Origin of the sequence: Aurantibacter aestuarii (genome assembly GCF_003008425.1) — a bacterium.
Classification (GTDB): Bacteria; Bacteroidota; Bacteroidia; order Flavobacteriales; family Flavobacteriaceae; genus Aurantibacter; species Aurantibacter aestuarii.
In genome coordinates, this window is record NZ_PXOQ01000007.1 from 166908 (window position 1) to 184420 (window position 17513).

At 32.1% G+C, this 17513-nt stretch carries 18 protein-coding genes; 9 read left to right on the forward strand and 9 right to left on the reverse strand.

All coding sequences use genetic code 11. The features are described 5' to 3' along the window. Positions 1–111: 111 nt before the first annotated feature. Positions 112–1920: an autotransporter outer membrane beta-barrel domain-containing protein gene (locus C7H52_RS01920; RefSeq protein ID WP_106462197.1), complete on the reverse strand. Its 1809-nt coding sequence runs from the start codon at positions 1918–1920 to the stop codon at positions 112–114. A 187-nt stretch (positions 1921–2107) separates the two neighbouring features. Here C7H52_RS01920 and C7H52_RS01925 point away from each other — a divergent pair, with 187 nt between their 5' ends. From C7H52_RS01925 to hemL, 3 genes are read left to right on the forward strand one after another with little or no spacing between them, the layout of a single operon-like run. Beyond that, the gene (locus C7H52_RS01925) at positions 2108–3019 is read left to right on the forward strand and encodes a 1-aminocyclopropane-1-carboxylate deaminase/D-cysteine desulfhydrase (RefSeq protein WP_106462198.1); all 912 of its coding nucleotides are present in this window, start codon (positions 2108–2110) and stop codon (positions 3017–3019) included. Next, complete coding sequence (locus C7H52_RS01930) at positions 3016–3846, forward strand: glucosaminidase domain-containing protein (protein ID WP_106462199.1); 831 nt, start codon at positions 3016–3018, stop codon at positions 3844–3846. Before C7H52_RS01925 ends, C7H52_RS01930 begins: the two co-directional genes overlap by 4 nt. A gap of 1 nt (position 3847) precedes the next feature. Further along, on the forward strand, positions 3848–5134 hold the full coding sequence (gene hemL / locus C7H52_RS01935) for a glutamate-1-semialdehyde 2,1-aminomutase (protein ID WP_106462200.1): 1287 nt from the start codon (positions 3848–3850) through the stop codon (positions 5132–5134). 52 nt (positions 5135–5186) lie between these two features. Here hemL and C7H52_RS01940 read toward each other — a convergent pair whose 3' ends face one another. Then, positions 5187–5522 (reverse strand): hypothetical protein, encoded by a 336-nt coding sequence (locus tag C7H52_RS01940; protein ID WP_106462201.1) that lies wholly within the window; start codon positions 5520–5522, stop codon positions 5187–5189. A 37-nt stretch (positions 5523–5559) separates the two neighbouring features. Further along, positions 5560–6057, reverse strand: coding sequence for a heavy-metal-associated domain-containing protein (locus C7H52_RS01945; protein WP_106462202.1), 498 nt, complete (start codon positions 6055–6057; stop codon positions 5560–5562). A gap of 83 nt (positions 6058–6140) precedes the next feature. On the opposite strand from C7H52_RS01945, the gene C7H52_RS01950 reads away from it, so the two are divergent. Then, complete coding sequence (locus C7H52_RS01950; protein WP_106462203.1) at positions 6141–7031, forward strand: DMT family transporter; 891 nt, start codon at positions 6141–6143, stop codon at positions 7029–7031. Positions 7032–7093: 62 nt separating this feature from the next. Here the strand turns inward: C7H52_RS01950 and C7H52_RS01955 are convergent, their stop codons facing one another. After that, a complete protein-coding gene (locus tag C7H52_RS01955) occupies positions 7094–9169 on the reverse strand; it encodes a M16 family metallopeptidase (protein ID WP_106462204.1) in 2076 nt (691 codons plus the stop codon). Positions 9170–9187: 18 nt separating this feature from the next. Further along, the gene (locus C7H52_RS01960; protein ID WP_106462205.1) at positions 9188–10507 is read right to left on the reverse strand and encodes a M16 family metallopeptidase; all 1320 of its coding nucleotides are present in this window, start codon (positions 10505–10507) and stop codon (positions 9188–9190) included. 183 nt (positions 10508–10690) lie between these two features. On the opposite strand from C7H52_RS01960, the gene C7H52_RS01965 reads away from it, so the two are divergent. The 3 genes from C7H52_RS01965 to rpmA all read left to right on the forward strand — a co-directional run bounded on the left by C7H52_RS01965 (position 10691) and on the right by rpmA (position 12175). Continuing rightward, positions 10691–11143 (forward strand): DUF4199 domain-containing protein, encoded by a 453-nt coding sequence (locus C7H52_RS01965; protein ID WP_106462206.1) that lies wholly within the window; start codon positions 10691–10693, stop codon positions 11141–11143. 75 nt (positions 11144–11218) lie between these two features. Further along, positions 11219–11872, forward strand: a complete 654-nt coding sequence (gene rplU / locus C7H52_RS01970) for a 50S ribosomal protein L21 (protein ID WP_106462207.1) — start codon at positions 11219–11221, stop codon at positions 11870–11872. Between the two features lie 42 nt (positions 11873–11914). After that, the gene (rpmA, locus tag C7H52_RS01975) at positions 11915–12175 is read left to right on the forward strand and encodes a 50S ribosomal protein L27 (RefSeq protein WP_106462208.1); all 261 of its coding nucleotides are present in this window, start codon (positions 11915–11917) and stop codon (positions 12173–12175) included. Between the two features lie 62 nt (positions 12176–12237). Here the strand turns inward: rpmA and C7H52_RS01980 are convergent, their stop codons facing one another. The 4 genes from C7H52_RS01980 to ahcY form a co-directional block, all read right to left on the reverse strand. Beyond that, positions 12238–13509, reverse strand: a complete 1272-nt coding sequence (locus C7H52_RS01980) for a Y-family DNA polymerase (protein WP_106462209.1) — start codon at positions 13507–13509, stop codon at positions 12238–12240. A gap of 1 nt (position 13510) precedes the next feature. Then, positions 13511–13876 (reverse strand): S24 family peptidase, encoded by a 366-nt coding sequence (locus C7H52_RS01985; RefSeq protein WP_106462210.1) that lies wholly within the window; start codon positions 13874–13876, stop codon positions 13511–13513. 100 nt (positions 13877–13976) lie between these two features. Next, complete coding sequence (locus tag C7H52_RS01990; protein WP_106462211.1) at positions 13977–14615, reverse strand: transglutaminase domain-containing protein; 639 nt, start codon at positions 14613–14615, stop codon at positions 13977–13979. Between the two features lie 103 nt (positions 14616–14718). Beyond that, the gene (ahcY, locus tag C7H52_RS01995) at positions 14719–16035 is read right to left on the reverse strand and encodes an adenosylhomocysteinase (RefSeq protein ID WP_106462212.1); all 1317 of its coding nucleotides are present in this window, start codon (positions 16033–16035) and stop codon (positions 14719–14721) included. Positions 16036–16163: 128 nt separating this feature from the next. Here ahcY and C7H52_RS02000 point away from each other — a divergent pair, with 128 nt between their 5' ends. Next, complete coding sequence (locus C7H52_RS02000; RefSeq protein ID WP_106462213.1) at positions 16164–16793, forward strand: 4'-phosphopantetheinyl transferase family protein; 630 nt, start codon at positions 16164–16166, stop codon at positions 16791–16793. Further along, positions 16790–17509: a geranylgeranylglyceryl/heptaprenylglyceryl phosphate synthase gene (locus C7H52_RS02005; protein WP_106462214.1), complete on the forward strand. Its 720-nt coding sequence runs from the start codon at positions 16790–16792 to the stop codon at positions 17507–17509. Before C7H52_RS02000 ends, C7H52_RS02005 begins: the two co-directional genes overlap by 4 nt. The last annotated feature ends 4 nt before the right edge of the window (positions 17510–17513 follow it).

Genomic DNA, 17513 nt, shown 5'->3' on the forward strand with positions numbered 1-17513 from the left:
CGATTTTTGATTAATTTGATTACTTAATTCTATTAACTCCTTATTTTTTCGTTTAAATCCATAAAAAAAACCTTTAACAAATGTTAAAGGTTTTTATAAATTTTTAATACTCTATTTCCTTATTTTATTATAACTAGGATTTTCATATTTTATTGGTTCAGGTCCAACAGGAAGTCTAACACCAACATTTTTAGATTCTAAAACTCCATCTTTATAAACATCAGCTCTACTTGCAACAATTTGCCATGAAAATGGTGTATTTGATTTTCCATTCTGCAATTCTTTAACTTTAAAACCATTTTTAGTTTTTTCCGTTACAAAAACACCATTACAATCACCTTCCAATTGAATAAAAACTTTCAGTGGATGAGACTCATCTACATGAATATTTTCTTTTAAAACCTCATCAATATTTATATACACTTCTCCATTAACTAATTTACCAACACCATAATCTTGAAATAAAATTTCTGGTGCTTCAGGAGAGAATAATACTCTTCTTTCATTTTTATAATTAACCATTGTTGAGTTTGTACCACCACCAATAATTTTATAATCTGTACCTCCAAATCTAACACCTACAAAAGCAAAATCACCTGTAGATTGATTTCCATCAAAAAAACCGCCATAATATGCTCCTCCACCACCATTTTCACGACCTGCAATACTAGCGATAGATTGAACTGTGTTAGCAGTATTTGTAACACTAAAGTAACCTCCTTGTCGACCTGTATTATTAGATGGAGGATTTGTTGATGAACCTAAAATTCCAGCTTGAATTCCAGTCCCAACAACTCCTGTATTCCATCCTGGTTGAGTTGTAAAGCCAGCTCCAGAACCATCAAATGCACCTGCAGCATTCATATTTGTACCAGTAGCTATTGTAGTATGTTGGCCATAAATCGCTGCATTACTTTGACCATTAGCGTAACCATTAATAGGATAATCGTTTACAGCTCCGACAGAAGTAAACATGTCTATAGTAGGAAATGGAGACGCCGCTCTAATATGTACGTGATTAGTACTAGCATCTACAAAAAACATTTCTTGCTCTCCAGTACCTTCAACTCTAAAATCATAATTCTGAGCATCTTCGTTAATAACTGTTTCTGCCGTTCCCATTCTAATACGCTCAGTATTATTTACTTTAATTACTAAAGGTTCAGGATCTGTTGTTCCTAAAAAGTCAGTACCATTATTTGTACCACTGTTTCCTTTTAAAGACCAGTCAAATCCTCCTGGAGACCCAGCAAACGCAACCCATCTAACCCCATTCCAATAATATAAACCAGGCGCTACATTATTAGGAGATACTCCTGCAGTAGCAGTATTCCATACAAATGTTCCTGCAACTATAGCTCCACCTGCAGGATTTGTTACTGGAGCAGCAACATTAACTGCTGTTAAAGCGACTCTTGGAGGCACAATTCCTTGTGATGCAGAGTTAACATCTAAAGCTCCTCTTGGGGCAGTTATACCAATACCTACAGCTCCAGAATTTTTAACACGCATACGCTCTGTACCATTTGTACGGGTTACAAAATCCACATTATCCGTAGTTCCAATAAAATTTAACGCTGGAGTTGTTGTAGCATTTCCTAAAATGCTCCAATCTACGCCTGTTGCTGCAGTACCAGTCGCTAATCTAACCCACATCGTACCATTCCAATAATAATACCCAGGGGTTACTTGGGTAGCACCTATACCAGAAGTAGCTGTATTATATACCAACTCCGAAACTGTCGGTGTGACTACAGTTGCTATATTTGTTGCCACAAGTGCAATTCGAGGAATTAATAATCCGTTATTTGTAGACGTAACATCTAGAGCCCCATTAGGAGCTGTATTTCCAATTCCAACCTGTGCTGAAACTGAAATTGTCGTAAACAAAATTGTTAGACAAAATATTTTCTTTAACATAACATTAGTATTTTAACTGCACAAAAATAATCCTTATTTTAGTATATAAAAAACATATTTTTCAAAAAAATTGTAGTTGTATTCGGTTTTTAAACAAAAAAAAACATTTTACCGATTAATTACCTATATTATCGCTTAAAAGTTTGATGAATTGTTAATTTTAACATGACACAATAAAGTTTTTATTATGAATACAGTAAAAAATCTGACAAAAATTAGACTATTAAAAAATAATCTCTTAAAAAACACCGAATTATTTATAAAAAGAGAAGATTTACTACATAAATATATATCCGGAAACAAGTTTAGAAAACTAAAATATAATTTTGAATATGTAAAAAACAACAGGTTTAAAGAAGTCATAACTTTTGGAGGTGCTTATTCTAACCATATTAGCGCAACTGCTTACGCTGGTAAATTACAGAATATTCAAACCTTTGGTATTATAAGAGGCGAAGAGTTAGAAAATCAAACAACACTTAACTATACTTTAAATTTTGCAAAAGATTGTGGAATGAATCTTATTTTTGTTTCTCGAGAAGATTATAAGAAAAAAGATGCATCTAATAAAGTAAGACAACTTATAAACACTTTACAACGCCCCTATATTATTCCTGAAGGTGGCACAAATAATTTAGCAATTAAAGGTTGTGAAGAAATCTTAGGTAATGATACTAAACCATTCGATTACATTTGTACTAGTGTAGGTACTGGCGGCACAATTAGTGGTTTAATAAATGCTAGCGAGTCTCATCAAGAAATATTAGGTTTTTCTGCTCTAAAAGGTGATTTTTTGTCTGAAGATATTAGTAAATTTGTAAGCAAAACCAATTGGAAATTAAATACTGATTATCATTTTGGTGGTTATGGTAAGATTTCAGAAGAACTTATTCATTTTATGAATGATTTTAAAAAAACATACGATATACCACTTGATCCTATTTATACAGGAAAAATGATGTTTGGCATAATAGATTTAATAAAAAAAGGTTATTTTAAACAGAATGCCAAAATATTAGCCATCCATACAGGTGGCTTACAAGGTATAGAAGGCATGAATGAAACACTTAAATTAAAAAAGCTCCCACTAATTCAATGAAAAAATTAATTCTAATCCTGATACTTATAACAGCTTTTAGCTGCGGAAGCAATAAAAAAGTAATTACAAAAAAAAGACAAAAAACAACGGTTCGAACAAAACCACCAGTAATTTCCACACCTAAACCGGTACCAACTACTCAGCCTAAACCTGAGACACCTACAACAAACACAACGCCATCACGAAATCCAGACAAAGTTGAAGCTTATATAGAAGATTATAGCGCTATTGCTATGGATGAAATGAAAAACTATGGTGTTCCAGCAAGTATTACTTTGGCACAAGGTATTTTAGAGTCTGGCTCTGGTAAAGGGCGATTATCTGTTGAAGCAAATAATCACTTTGGTATTAAATGTCATGGCTGGACTGGTGATAAAATATATCATGATGATGATGCTTCTCAAGAATGCTTTAGAAAATATAAAGATGCTAAATATTCTTTTAGAGACCATTCCTTATTCTTAAAAGATAGAAAGCGTTATTATAAATTATTTCAGCTAGACCCAGATGATTATGAAGGTTGGGCCAAAGAGCTTAGACAAGCAGGATACGCAACAGACAGAAAATATCCTGAAAAATTAATAAGCCTAATAGAGCGTTACGAATTATTTAAGTATGATAAAATGGTTTTAGGAGCAACTTACAGCCCAAAACCTAAACCTACAAATATTAATAATACAACTGTAGATACACACATTGTTGTTAAAGGAGATACATTATACTCATTATCTAAAAAATACAACACTACAGTAGAATTATTAAAAGAAATGAATAAATTGACTAACAATGAACTTAAAATTGGACAGTCATTAATTGTAAAATTATAATATGTTATACCAAAGAAGTAGCGCTTTATTTAAAGAAGCAGAAAAAGTAATTCCCGGAGGTGTAAATTCTCCCGTAAGAGCATTTAATGCTGTTGGTGGCACTCCAGTTTTTGTAAAAGAAGCTAAAGGCGCTTATTTATTTGATGAAGACCAAAACAAGTTAATAGATTATATCGCTTCATGGGGTCCAATGATTTTAGGCCACGCGTTTGATCCTGTGGTGGAAGCTATAATAAATAAAGCAAAACAAGGCACTTCTTTTGGAATGCCAACAGAAATTGAAACGAAAATTGCCGAGTTAACCATTAAAATGGTGCCAAATATTGACAAAATTAGGTTTGTTAATTCGGGCACTGAAGCCTGTATGAGTGCTGTAAGACTTGCTCGTGGCTATACAAAAAAAGAAAAAATTATAAAGTTTGCAGGTTGTTATCATGGACATAGTGATTCATTTTTAATTCAAGCCGGAAGTGGTGCTGTTACATTTGGTACGCCTAATAGTCCTGGAGTAACTCAAGGTACTGCCAAAGACACTTTACTTGCTAAATTTAATGACCTTGAAAGTGTAAAAGCTTTAATTAATGCAAATAAAGATGAAATAGCTTGTATTATTATTGAACCTGTGGCGGGAAATATGGGTTGTATTTTACCGCAAAACAACTTTCTCCATGAGTTAAGAACTCTTTGTGATGCCAACAATATTTTACTGGTTTTTGATGAAGTAATGACGGGTTTTAGGTTAGCAAAAGGTGGTGTACAAGAACTTTATAACATTAAGGCTGATATTGTTTGCTTTGGAAAAGTTATTGGTGGTGGATTACCTGTTGGCGCTTTTGCTGCTAAAAATGAAATTATGAATTACCTAGCTCCTAATGGCCCAGTATATCAAGCAGGAACTTTAAGCGGTAACCCATTAGCTATGGCTGCAGGATATGCAATGCTTTCAGAATTAGATGCCAATCCAGAAATTTATACTGAGTTAGAGCAAAAAACAGAGTATTTACATAAAGGTTTAAGTAAAGTTTTAAATAAACATAACGTCGAACATACTATAAATAGAATTGGAAGTATGATTTCTGTTCACTTTGCAAAAGATTCAGTTATTGATTTTGATACTGCTGCCAAAGGAAACAATCAAACTTTTAAAGACTTCTTTCACGGTATGTTAGATCAAGGCATCTATATTGCTCCAAGTGCATTTGAAAGCTGGTTTCTTAATAACGCGCTTTCATATAAGGATTTAGACGAAACCATTTCGGCTTGTGACCATCATTTTAGTAAAAAATAAAAAAAAGGGTTTTGAAGTTTCAAAACCCTTTTTTTTTATTTAGTGATATAAATTAGTTTAATTTTTCTTTCTTTAAAAACACTTTAAACTCTTCAGCGTTTAAAACTGGCTCCATATCGTTTTTAAATTTCTCGTCTAATTTAGCTTTAGCTTCCATGTAAGCCATAGTTGTTTTATCGATATGCTTATCGATAGATTCTAACTTACGGTTATAGGCAACATAGGCTTCATAAACAGGCTTAAATTTATCCATTTCAAATTTAGCCATTTCTTGTAGTTCTTTAGTTTGTACCATTGCATCTTCTTTTGCGGTACTTTGAGCTGTACTAACCGTTGTAAACAAAGCAAACGTTACTGTTAATAAAGCTATTTTAAGAATATTTTTCATATAAATATATTTTTATGATTTAAATGTAAGAAAAAAATTAAACTTTTTCGACTTTATTACAACATGCTGCTTTACAATCCTCAGAACATTTTTTTGTAGTATCTTCTTTTTTAGCAGAACAACAAGACTCTAATTGATTTCCTTCTAATGTTTTATTGGCTTTATCTTTAGTAAAAACATCTACCTTATTAATATCACCAACTTTATAAGTTTCCGACACAGAATTCACTGTAGTTACAAAGTCTGAATTTGATATTTTTTTATCATCAAATTCTACCATAGCTAATTCATTCTTAAAATCTACATATACAAAGTGAACACCGTCAATTTTAGATATTTTTTTCTCAATTGCCTTAGCACAACCCATAGCACATGTCATCCCTTTAATCTCAAACTCTGCTTTTGCATAATCCTTGTATGGGTTTTCAATTATCTTAGTATCTCCTCCAACCGTTTTTAATTCTGGCTCATTTTTTTTACATGCTATAAGAAGTAAAAGCGATAGCATGACATACATTAATTTGAAAAGTTTCATAGTTATATTTTTTTACAAAATTAAAGATTATTGTGTTTTAATCAACTTATTATATCGAATTTAGCCACAAATTTTTAAAACCAATGACTAACGATACAAAAAAGTGGTTATTTCTAGTAATACTTTCTCTTATTTGGGGGACATCTTTTATCTTAATTAAAAAAAGTCTTATAGGTTTAACACCATACCAGTTAGGAGCGCTTAGAACCATAGTTACAGGGTTTATTTTATTTTGTTTTGGTTTTAAAAGTCTAAAACACATTGAAACAAAACATTGGAAATGGATAGGCTTATCTGGACTATTAGGATCATTCTTTCCTTCCTTTTTATTTAGTATCGCAGAAACCGAAATAGATAGTGCAGTTGCCAGCATATTAAATTCATTAGTTCCATTAAATACGATACTTGTTGGCTTAGCATTATTTAAAATTACCACTAATTTAAGGCAAATAATTGGTGTAATTATTGGTTTTCTTGGCACTGCCTTTTTAATTTTAGAAGGTGCAGATTTAAACCCTAAACAAAATTATTTATTTGCAGGCTATGTTATTATCGCTACTTTAATGTATGCAACTAATGTTAACATCATAAAAAAGTATTTACAGGATGTAAAGGCATTAAGTATAGCTACTGGAAATTACGTTTGTATATACATTCCTGCACTAATAGTATTATTGTTTACCAATTTTTTTTCTGAAGAAACTTTTACGCACCCAAAATTTAATGAATCTATTTTTTATGTAGTGTTTCTATCCTTGTTTGGTACTGCAATAGCAAAAGTGCTTTTTAACCGATTAGTTCAAATTTCTACACCAATTTTTGCCTCTTCTGTTACTTATATAATGCCTATTGTAGCATTGTTATGGGGTTTGGGAGATGGTGAATCTTTTAGCTTAACACAAGGCATTGCCACGTGTGTAATTTTATTTGGCGTGTATATTGCCAATAGAAAGCCAAAGAAAGTTATTTCATAAAAAAACCAGAGATATTAAATCTCTGGTTTTTAAATTCTATAATCGTTAAACGATTTATAGTATTAATTAAAGTCTGCATCAATAACGTCTTCGTTTACTTTTACAGTGGTAGAATTTATTACCAAATTTTGAGGACCAACTTTAATTTTAGTCACAAATGGTAATTTTACTCCATTAACTTCTTGATAATTAGAATAGGTCACTACATTAGTAACTTCTTGACCCTGCATATCTTCTTTAGATTCAGTTTGAGTTAACAATCCTGTTTCTGTACTGTAAAAATTATAAACTGCATCATCACCTTTCATCGTCTTCACTTTATAATGATCTACTCCATCTATACTCACAACACTTTCAAGTGAACTATTTTCTTGCGTAAAATCTAATTCTGGAAAAATAGAGCGTTCTGCTTTTTTATCTGCAATTTCTTCAGCAGTTAAATCTTTACGCATTCCTTGTTGCTCACTGTAACCTGTTGTCCCATTAAATTTCTGAGCCATTAATTTACCCATTCCCGGAGCTGTCATTTCCATAGATTCTTTATTTGGAACCATTGTTTTTATAGAAGCGCTTAAAGGAAAAGGAACACCATCTACAGTAACATTAGCTGTAGCACTAACCGTTTTAACGGTTTTAGCTTTATCCTTACCTCCAATAGCTTTAAAATAATCATCTATAACAGTAGTTACAGTTACTCCATTTGGAATTGGCTTTGAAAATACTGGCTTTTCCACAGGGTTTGCATACTCATCATAATACTTAATAGGAATTCCTGTTTTTTCTAAATTAGGAATTACTTCACTTCCTTTTCCTACAATTACAATTCTACCTTGATCTGCTTTAAAATATTTATTAGCAACACGCATAATATCATCTGCAGTTACTGCATTTATTTTATTTAAGTAGTTTTTGTAGAAATCTGCAGGTAAATCATTTATTTCAACGTTTAGAGCATATCTAGCAATGGTTTCTGGACTTTCTAATGCTAACACGAAGCTTCCAACATATTTTGCTTTTGCATCTCTTAATCGCTCTGCTGTAACTTTTTCAGTTCTTATTCTTTTTATTTCGCTTAACATTGCCACAACAGAACTATCTGTAACGGCATTTCTAACAGATGCTGTAGCTGAAAAATTTCCAACATATTTATTAGGTGAAATACTTGAGTAAGATCCATACGTATAGCCTTTATCTTCACGAAGGTTTAAAAATAAATAACCTTCTCCGCCACCACCTAAAATGTAATTAGCTAGTAATACCGCGTGATAGTCTGCATCACTCATTTTTAAATTTACATTATTTGTAAATTCAATACTTGATTGAACAGCATTTGGCATATCCACAAAGTTAATTTGTGTGGTTGGTAGATTTGGTGTAGAAGCCGTAATATTGGTAGTAAGATCTAATCCTTTTTCCCAATTTTTAAAATACTTATTTACGGTTTTTTTAACTTCAGAAATACTCACATCACCAACAACAACTAAATAAGCGTTAGTTGGGTTGAAATACTTTTGATAATAAGATCTTACATTATCTAAAGTAATGTTATTTAAAGTTTCTTCAGTTGTAAATTCTCCATAAGGATGTTTTTTACCGTAAGATAATGCATTACTTACGCGAGACGCCACAGCATCTACACTTTTTTTATTTGACTTTAAACCTTCTAATGCCTTTTCCTTTTCCTTTTGAAACTCTTCTTCAACAAACAAAGGATTAATTGCCGCATCTGCCATCAATTCCAATATGCGCTCAGAATATTTGGTTAAAGAACTTGCAAATGCACTATTAGAACCAAAATTCATTTGAGCACCTAAAAAGTCCACTTCTTCATTAAAGGCATCTTTAGAAATTGTAGTTGTTCCATTTCCAAGCATAGCTGCTAGTATTCCTGAAATCCCTGCTTTATCACCATCATAAATTGGAGCATTATCTATACGTAAAGAATAACTTACTTTAGGTAACTTATGATTTTCAACCACTAATACTTTCATGCCATTTTTAAGCTGAAATGTATAAGGTACTTCTAAGCTAATAGTTGGCGAAGGACCTGGTTTAGGTTGTTGTGTTCTGTCAATCTGTGCTTGTAATGTAATTACAAATAAAAACAAACTAGCAAATACTATATATTTTAATTTCATGTGATTTGTTTTAATAAATTATTTATCGTCTTTTTTAGGTAAATACTCTAAAATTAAACGTTGATTTGGATTTAAGTACTTATTTGCAACCGCTTTAATATCTTCTCGAGTTATAGATCTAATAATATCTATTTCTGTATTAATTAAATTAGTATTACCATATAACATATAATATCTCGCTAGAGAGTTTGCAACACCTGAAATACTAGAATTAGAGCTAACAAAATTATTTTCGGCAATATTTTGTAGTTTTTGGTAATCTTTCTCTGAAATTAAATCACTCTTAAGTTTTACAATCTCTTCGTCCATCTCAGCTACTAAAGTTTCTAAAGACACTTCTCCTAATGGTAATGCAAAAAGTGCATAAATACCGTAATCTTCTTGACTAATATTAACTGCTTGAACAGCTAATGCTTGTTTTTGTTCATCGACTAATTTTTTGTAAAGCACTGAAGATTTTCCACCACTTAAGTAGGTAGAAATCATATCTAACACATAAGCATCTCTACTTTTAAATGAAGGTGTTCTATAGGCTGCAATCACAGCAGGAATTTGAATGTTACTATCATAAGCTGTTCCTGTTAATGGTTGAGTAATAGGATCTTCTTGAGGTAAGTTTCTAACAATTGGTTCTCCTTTTTGAATAGGCCCAAAATAGTCCTTAATCATTTTTTTAGTTGAAGCAATATCAATATCACCAGCAACTACTAATACAGCATTGTTTGGAATGTAGTATTTTTTATTGAAAGCCTTAAACTCTTCTAAAGTTGCTGCATCTAAATGTTCTAATTTTCCAATAGTAGTTCCTTTGTATGGGTGTTTAATAAATAGACGCTCTTTTACTTCTGCTAATAAATTACCATAAGGCTGATTATCTACTCTTAAACGTTTTTCTTCTTTAACTACCTCGTTTTGAGTATCTACACCTATTTGGTTAATTACAGGATGCATTAAACGCTCTGACTCTAACCATAATCCTAGCTCTAAATTATTTGAAGGAAATACTTCGTAATAATACGTTCTATCGTCGGTTGTGTTTGCATTATTTTGACCACCATTTGCAGCTACAATTTTAAACCAATCACCTCTTTGAATATTTTTTGTTCCTTCAAATAATAAATGCTCAAAAAAGTGAGCAAAACCTGTACGCTCAGGGTTTTCATCTTTAGCACCTACATGGTACATCACAGAAGTCGTGACAACTGGAGCAGAATTATCTTTGTGCAAGATTACATGCATACCGTTGTCTAATTTGTACTCTTCAAACTTAACCTCTTGAGCTGTTGATGTTAAAACACCAAAAGTCAAACTGGCTAATACGAATAATTGTTTTTTCATTCTTAAAAATATTAGTTTAATGTATTTGTATTCTTTTTTCTGCTTTTGTTACAGTTTGGAGCCATAAATTTACAATATATAATTAAGGCTAAGTATTAATACCAAATTTAAATTAACAAGAATTTAAAATATTTTTAATTTATAATGTAGAACTTTATATATCTAACTGTAAAACTTTATTCCATGAAAAATATATCATTACCAATTAGATTTGGCCTAGTCACAACCGCATGTTTAATAGCCTATTTTTTAATTTTAGGCATATTCAATCTGCACACCAATCCGTTATTTAGCATTTTCAATGGTGTAATCACTGGATTTGGTATTTATGAAACCATTAACTACACCAAGTTAAGAGACGATGAACATTTCAATTATACCATTGGTTTTCAAAATGGACTTATAACAGGGTTTATTGCAAGTATACTTTTTACTCTATTTTTTGTAATATATGCTACAGAAATTGATCCTAAATTTATAAGTAAATTACTAACAGTTTTTAGCTCAGATTATAATGTTCACATAGGATTAGTAGCTTTTGTAGTGGCCATTATGGGTGTAACAACTACCATAGTTATGACACTAACCTGTATGCAATTCTTAAAAAAGTCAAATAACATCACACAAAAAGCTTAAAACATTTGTGTTTTAAACAATTAGACGTATATTTGCACACATTTTTTAATAAACTAATTAATAAAACGTTACGCTATGTACGCAATTGTAGAAATAGCAGGGCATCAATTTAAAGTTGAAAAAGACCAAAAAGTTTTTGTTAATCGTTTAGCAACAGAAGAAGGTAAATCAGTGTCTTTTGACAATGTACTTTTAATTGCAGACGGTGACAATATCACAGTAGGCGCCCCAGCTATAGACGGAGCACAAGTAAGTGCTAAAGTCTCAAAACACCTTAAAGGTGACAAAGTTATTGTTTTCAAAAAGAAAAGACGTAAAGGTTACCGTGTAAAAAACGGTCACAGACAGTATTTAACTGAAATCGTTATTGGAGACATTTTAACTTCAGGTGCTAAAAAAACTGAGAAATCAGAAAAGGCAGCACCAAAAAAAGAAACTAAAGCAGCAGCACCAAAAGCCAAAACAACTAAAAAAGCATCTTCTAAAGGAGACGACTTAAAAAAAGTTGAAGGTATTGGACCAAAAATTGCTGAAACTTTAGCTGAAGCAGGAATTACAACATTTGCTCAATTAGCAAAAACTGATGCTGCTAAAATCGCTGAAATTATCTCTGATGTTCGTGGAAATCACGTAACAGATACTTGGCCAGCTCAAGCTCAATTAGCTGCAGATGGTAAGTGGGATGAGTTAAAGAAATGGCAAGACGAATTAGATGGTGGTAAAGCTTAATTGCTTTAGTACTTTTGTATAACAATATAAAACCTTAAGAAAATGGCTCACAAAAAAGGAGTTGGTAGTTCTAAGAATGGTAGAGAATCAGAATCGAAACGTTTAGGTGTTAAGATTTTTGGTGGTCAAGCTGCTATTGCTGGAAACATTATCATAAGACAAAGAGGTAATACACACCATCCAGGTGAAAATGTATACCAAGGAAAAGATCATACTTTACACGCTAAAGTTGACGGTCTTGTAAAATTCACTAAGAAAAGAGATAATAAATCTTACGTTTCTATTGAGCCTTTTGAAGCTTAATTAAAACATCTTATAGAATTAAAAAATCCCTTTCATTTAATTGAAAGGGATTTTTGTTTTAATTATCGCTTTCCCACTGTAAGCAATTCATCCCATTGTGTTGTAAACCTTGGACTTCTATGCGCTTTTACCAAAGCCCACTCCTTCTCTCTATTACCAACAGTAGCTAGTTTTACTTTATTTTTACCATATTTACTATTCAATACATCAACAACCTTACTTAATGATGCATTTTCTATTTTAGATGGTATATCAAATAACCCTAACTGAATTTGACTTTCTGGAATAATACCCAAAAGATTCACGCCTACTTTTTTATAGCGGTAACCAGGCTTATAAATTTTTCTTAAACCTATTAAAGCTTCTTGTGTTAACTTAAAGGTGTTATTGGTAGGTTGATTTAATGTTATTATAATTTTTTGACGATATTGCTTATCTAGCTCACTAAAAAAATTAGTAGTTAAGTAGATTTCTAACTGCGATGCAGCACTGCTTTGCTGACGCAATAAATCGGCCACCTCAGAAACGTAGTAACTACAAGCTTCTTCTATTAAGCCATAATCTGTTAATTTAGCTCCAAAAGATTTTGCGGTACCTATGCCTTTTTTTATTTCTGGAGTGGTTACCATTGTTAAGCAAGGTTTATTATTTAATTCCCGCCACAAGCGCTCTCCTATTACCGTCATTTCCTTTCTTACCCATGCCACTTCCATATTAGCAAAATCTAATGCGGTTTTTTGTCCTGTGTTTTCAATTCGTTCAGCGTGTTTTTTTCCAACACCCCAAATGTCTTTCACCTTACATCTACTTAATAAGTATTGGCGTTTTTCTTCAGAATCCACAATGTACACATTGTTATTTGCTATATGTTTTTTTGCAAATTTATTAGCTACTTTGGCTAAAGATTTGGTTTTTGCGACACCTATACCTACAGGGATCCCTGTGTTTTTAAGAATAGTCTCTTTTATATTTTCTACAATTTTGGGTAAATCGTTTATATTATAACCCGATAAGTCTATAAAGCTTTCATCTATACTATACTCTTCTACTACGGGAGAAAAAGATTTTAAGGTATCCATAACACGACGTGATATATCGCTGTAAAGCGTGTAATTAGAAGAAAAACAGGTAACGTTATTAGCCTTTAAAAGTTCTTTAATTTTAAAAACAGGCTGAAACATAGGTATGTGTGCCAATGCTTTTGCCTCTTTATTAGCAGCAATAACACAACCATCATTATTACTTAAGACTACAACAGGTTTATTTTGCAAGTCTGGTCTAAAAACCTGCTCGCAAGAGGCATAAAAACTATTACAATCTATAAGTGCAATCATATTAAAATACCGATTTTATTATATATGTAATAACACCCCAAACCTGTAATTCTTCTTCCGAGTGTTCTGGTATTCTAGCCACTGTAAAACTACTCTCCTGAATAACTAGAGCTAACTGTCCGGTTTTTGGAGTTACAGATTTATCTATAATTAGAACATCCTGTTCTATAATATCAAACTCCAGAAAAGAATTATCGACTACACGAACATAAAAGGTGGCCGATGGATTTTTAACTAAAACATCGTTTAGATCTATACGTGGTTCATTATAATGTGTTGCCGGACTTGAAAAACCGGTTTGTGTTGAAGGCTTGACTCTATGACTTTTAGTCGTTTTTTTTATAAGATGTGCCCCGTCCTTTTTCATTGAAATAAAATTAATGAAATTTTTAATGCAGCACTAACATTTTCAAATTAGTAATTAACAGAATTGATTTTTGTAGGAATAAAAAAGCTAATTAGAGTTTTTAAGGCAAACTCATAATAAAGTCATCTATTTTTGGGGGATTAGATAGGAGTGTCCATTTTTTATCTAAAGGATAATGCGTTTTGACAAATTCTTTAGGCTCTGTTTGATACCAGTATAAGTCTGGTTGATTTAAATTACTTTCATTTTGAGACCATGTAATGTCTAAAACATTCCATTTATTATAAAGTTTAACCACATTCCAAGAATGGTTTGGCTTAGTAAAATCTTTTGTAGCATCTGTATAGCCATGTACAGTTTCTGCTTCTACTCCTATTGCAAAACAAAGCCGCTCAAACAAAAAAGCTACACCACCACAAAGTGCTTTTTTTCGCTCTAAAACCTTTTCTACAACATGTTCTTCGCTAATATAAAATGCTTTCTGCAAACTTCTGTTTGACCGCAATTCATAATCGTAAGCTATATGTTTTACCAGCCATAAATAAATAGCTTTTACTTTATGCTCCTTAGTCGATTCTTGAGCCGTTATTTTTAAAGCTAAATGATGAATATCTTTATACAGTTTTTTATGAGAATAATCAAACTCATGTTCGTAGTTTACCCCAGGTCTTGCTTTAATTTGACTAAAGCCATAGATTGTAGTACCCAAAAAAAGTAAAATAACTAAGTGAATTTTCATTAACAAATAATTAACATTTAAAAATTAAACGTGAATTATTTAAAAATATTGTAAAAAAAAAGCCAAGCTTTACGCTTGGCTTTTTAAAGTATGAAAATACAGATTAGTATCTGTAATGTTCTGGTTTGTAAGGACCTTCAACAGTAACTCCAATGTATTCTGCCTGATAGTCTTTTAATTCTGTAAGCTCTACACCTATTTTCTCTAAGTGTAATTTAGCTACTTTTTCATCTAAATGTTTTGGAAGCATGTAAACATCATTTTCATACTTATCACTGTTTTTCCAAAGCTCAATTTGTGCTAAAGTTTGGTTAGTAAAAGAATTACTCATTACAAAACTTGGGTGACCCGTAGCACAACCTAAATTAACTAAACGACCTTCAGCTAAAACAATAATTTCTTTACCGTTAACCGTATATTTATCTACCTGAGGCTTAATAGTATCTTTAGTATCTCCAAAGTTTTTATTTAACCATGCCATTTGTATTTCATTATCGAAGTGACCGATATTACAAACAATTGTTTTATCCTTCATCGCTTCAAAATGTTCTGCACGAACAATATCTTTGTTACCTGTAGTTGTTATTACAATATCAGAATTTCCTACAACAGTTTCTAGCTTTTTCACTTCAAAACCGTCCATTGCTGCTTGTAACGCACAAATAGGATCAATTTCAGTAACAGTAACAATACTTCCTGCTCCTTTAAAAGATGCTGCAGTACCTTTACCTACATCTCCATATCCACAAACAGTAACACGCTTACCTGCCAACATAACATCTGTTGCACGACGTATAGCGTCTACTGCAGATTCTTTACAACCGTATTTATTGTCAAATTTAGATTTAGTAACACTATCGTTAACATTTATAGCAGGCATTGGTAATGTCCCCTTTTTCACTCTTTCATAAAGTCTGTGTACACCAGTAGTGGTTTCTTCAGACAATCCTTTAATTCCAGCTGCTAATTCTGGGTACTTATCTAAAACCATGTTTGTTAAATCTCCACCATCATCTAAGATCATGTTTAATGGTTTACGGTCTTCTCCAAAAAACAAAGTTTGCTCAATACACCAGTCAAACTCCTCATCGGTCATGTTCTTCCATGCATAAACTGCTGTTCCTGCTTCTGCAACTGCTGCTGCTGCTTGGTCTTGTGTAGAAAATATATTACAAGAACTCCAAGTAACCTCTGCTCCTAAAGCTTGTAAAGTTTCAATTAAAACAGCAGTTTGGATAGTCATGTGAAGACATCCTGCAATTCTAGCACCTTTTAAAGGTTGCTCGTTTTTATATTCTTCGCGTAAACTCATTAAGCCTGGCATCTCTGCTTCGGCTAAATTTATTTCTTTTCTTCCCCAGTCGGCTAGCGACATGTCCTTAACCTTATTTGGTACGTAAGCAATCGTTTTTGTACTCATTGTAATATATATTTTTTAATAAATGAAAGCCCTTTGCCAATCTTACTAATTTGGTTAAATTCGCTTAATCCAATTTTAAAATTTGCTAAAAGCGGTACAAAGATAATCAATAAGATTAAGAATACTAAATGCCTCTATATAAAACCATTGCCGTAAACTCACAAACTACTGTTAAAATCTGGAAGATTGAGGAATCATTTCACGATTTAATGGATGGAACATCTTTAAAATCAGAGAGTTTATCACGAGTTAAAGGCATGAAAAGTGAATTGCATCAACGAGGGTTTTTAAGTGTAAGACATTTATTAGCCAGCTTTGGGTATAGTGATTTTGATTTGTATTATGATGAAAATGGAAAACCACACTTAAAAGACGGAAAAGAAATTTCTATTACACACTCATTTACATTTTCTGGAATAATAATTAGCGATAAAAAAGCTGGTATAGATATAGAAAAACAAAGAGATAAGATTGCTAAAATTGCTTCTAAATTTATCTCTTATGAATTTAAATATTTAGACAACACTAAAGCTGATTATGTAAGAAAACTTACTGTAATTTGGGGCATAAAAGAATCTCTATACAAACTATTTGCAACACCAGGTATGCTTTTTAAATCTCACTTTTTGGTTATTCCATTTATGCTGGAAGATTTACAAACCAAAGCATGGATAGATTACAACAAAAGAAGAATTGGTTACAAATGTGAGTTTTTAGAATTTGAAGGTTTTACCTGTGCTTACACCATAGAAGAATGAAGCATATCCTAAAAGACATAGAAGCTGCAAAAGCAAATGGAACTCCACTTTTAGCTGTCTTAATAGACCCCGATAAATTTAAACTTGAACACTTAGAGCTGTTTGTTACTAAAGCACACCAAACTATAATTACTCATTTTTTTGTGGGAGGTAGCACAGTTGAAGCTCAAGTTACTCAAAAATTAGTTAATGCCTTAAAGCGAAAAACTTCTTTACCTATTGTCTTATTTCCTGGCGATGTAACACAAATTTCAGATCAGGCAGATGCTATTCTTTTTTTATCTTTATTATCTGGTAGAAATCCAGACTATTTAATTTCTAAACATATCCAAAGTGTTTCTTTATTAGAAAAAACACGTTTAGAAGTTATTCCAACGGGCTATCTGTTAATTGAAAGTGGTGCGGAAACAGCCGTACAACGCGTTACAAAAACAACACCTATAAGCAGTGAGCTTTTAGTTGCACAAACAGCTAAAGCAGGAGAATATCTAGGTATGAAATTAATATATTTAGAAGCAGGAAGCGGTGCAAATTACCCTGTTAGCACATCTATAATTTCTTTAACTAAAAGCAAGCTAGGCATTCCTATAATTGTTGGCGGAGGTATTAGATCTAAAAAACAACTAGAAAAAGCGTACAAGGCTGGAGCAGATCTGGTTGTTATAGGCACCGCTTTTGAAAAAGACCTTGATTTTTTCGATGAAATTACACATTAAATGT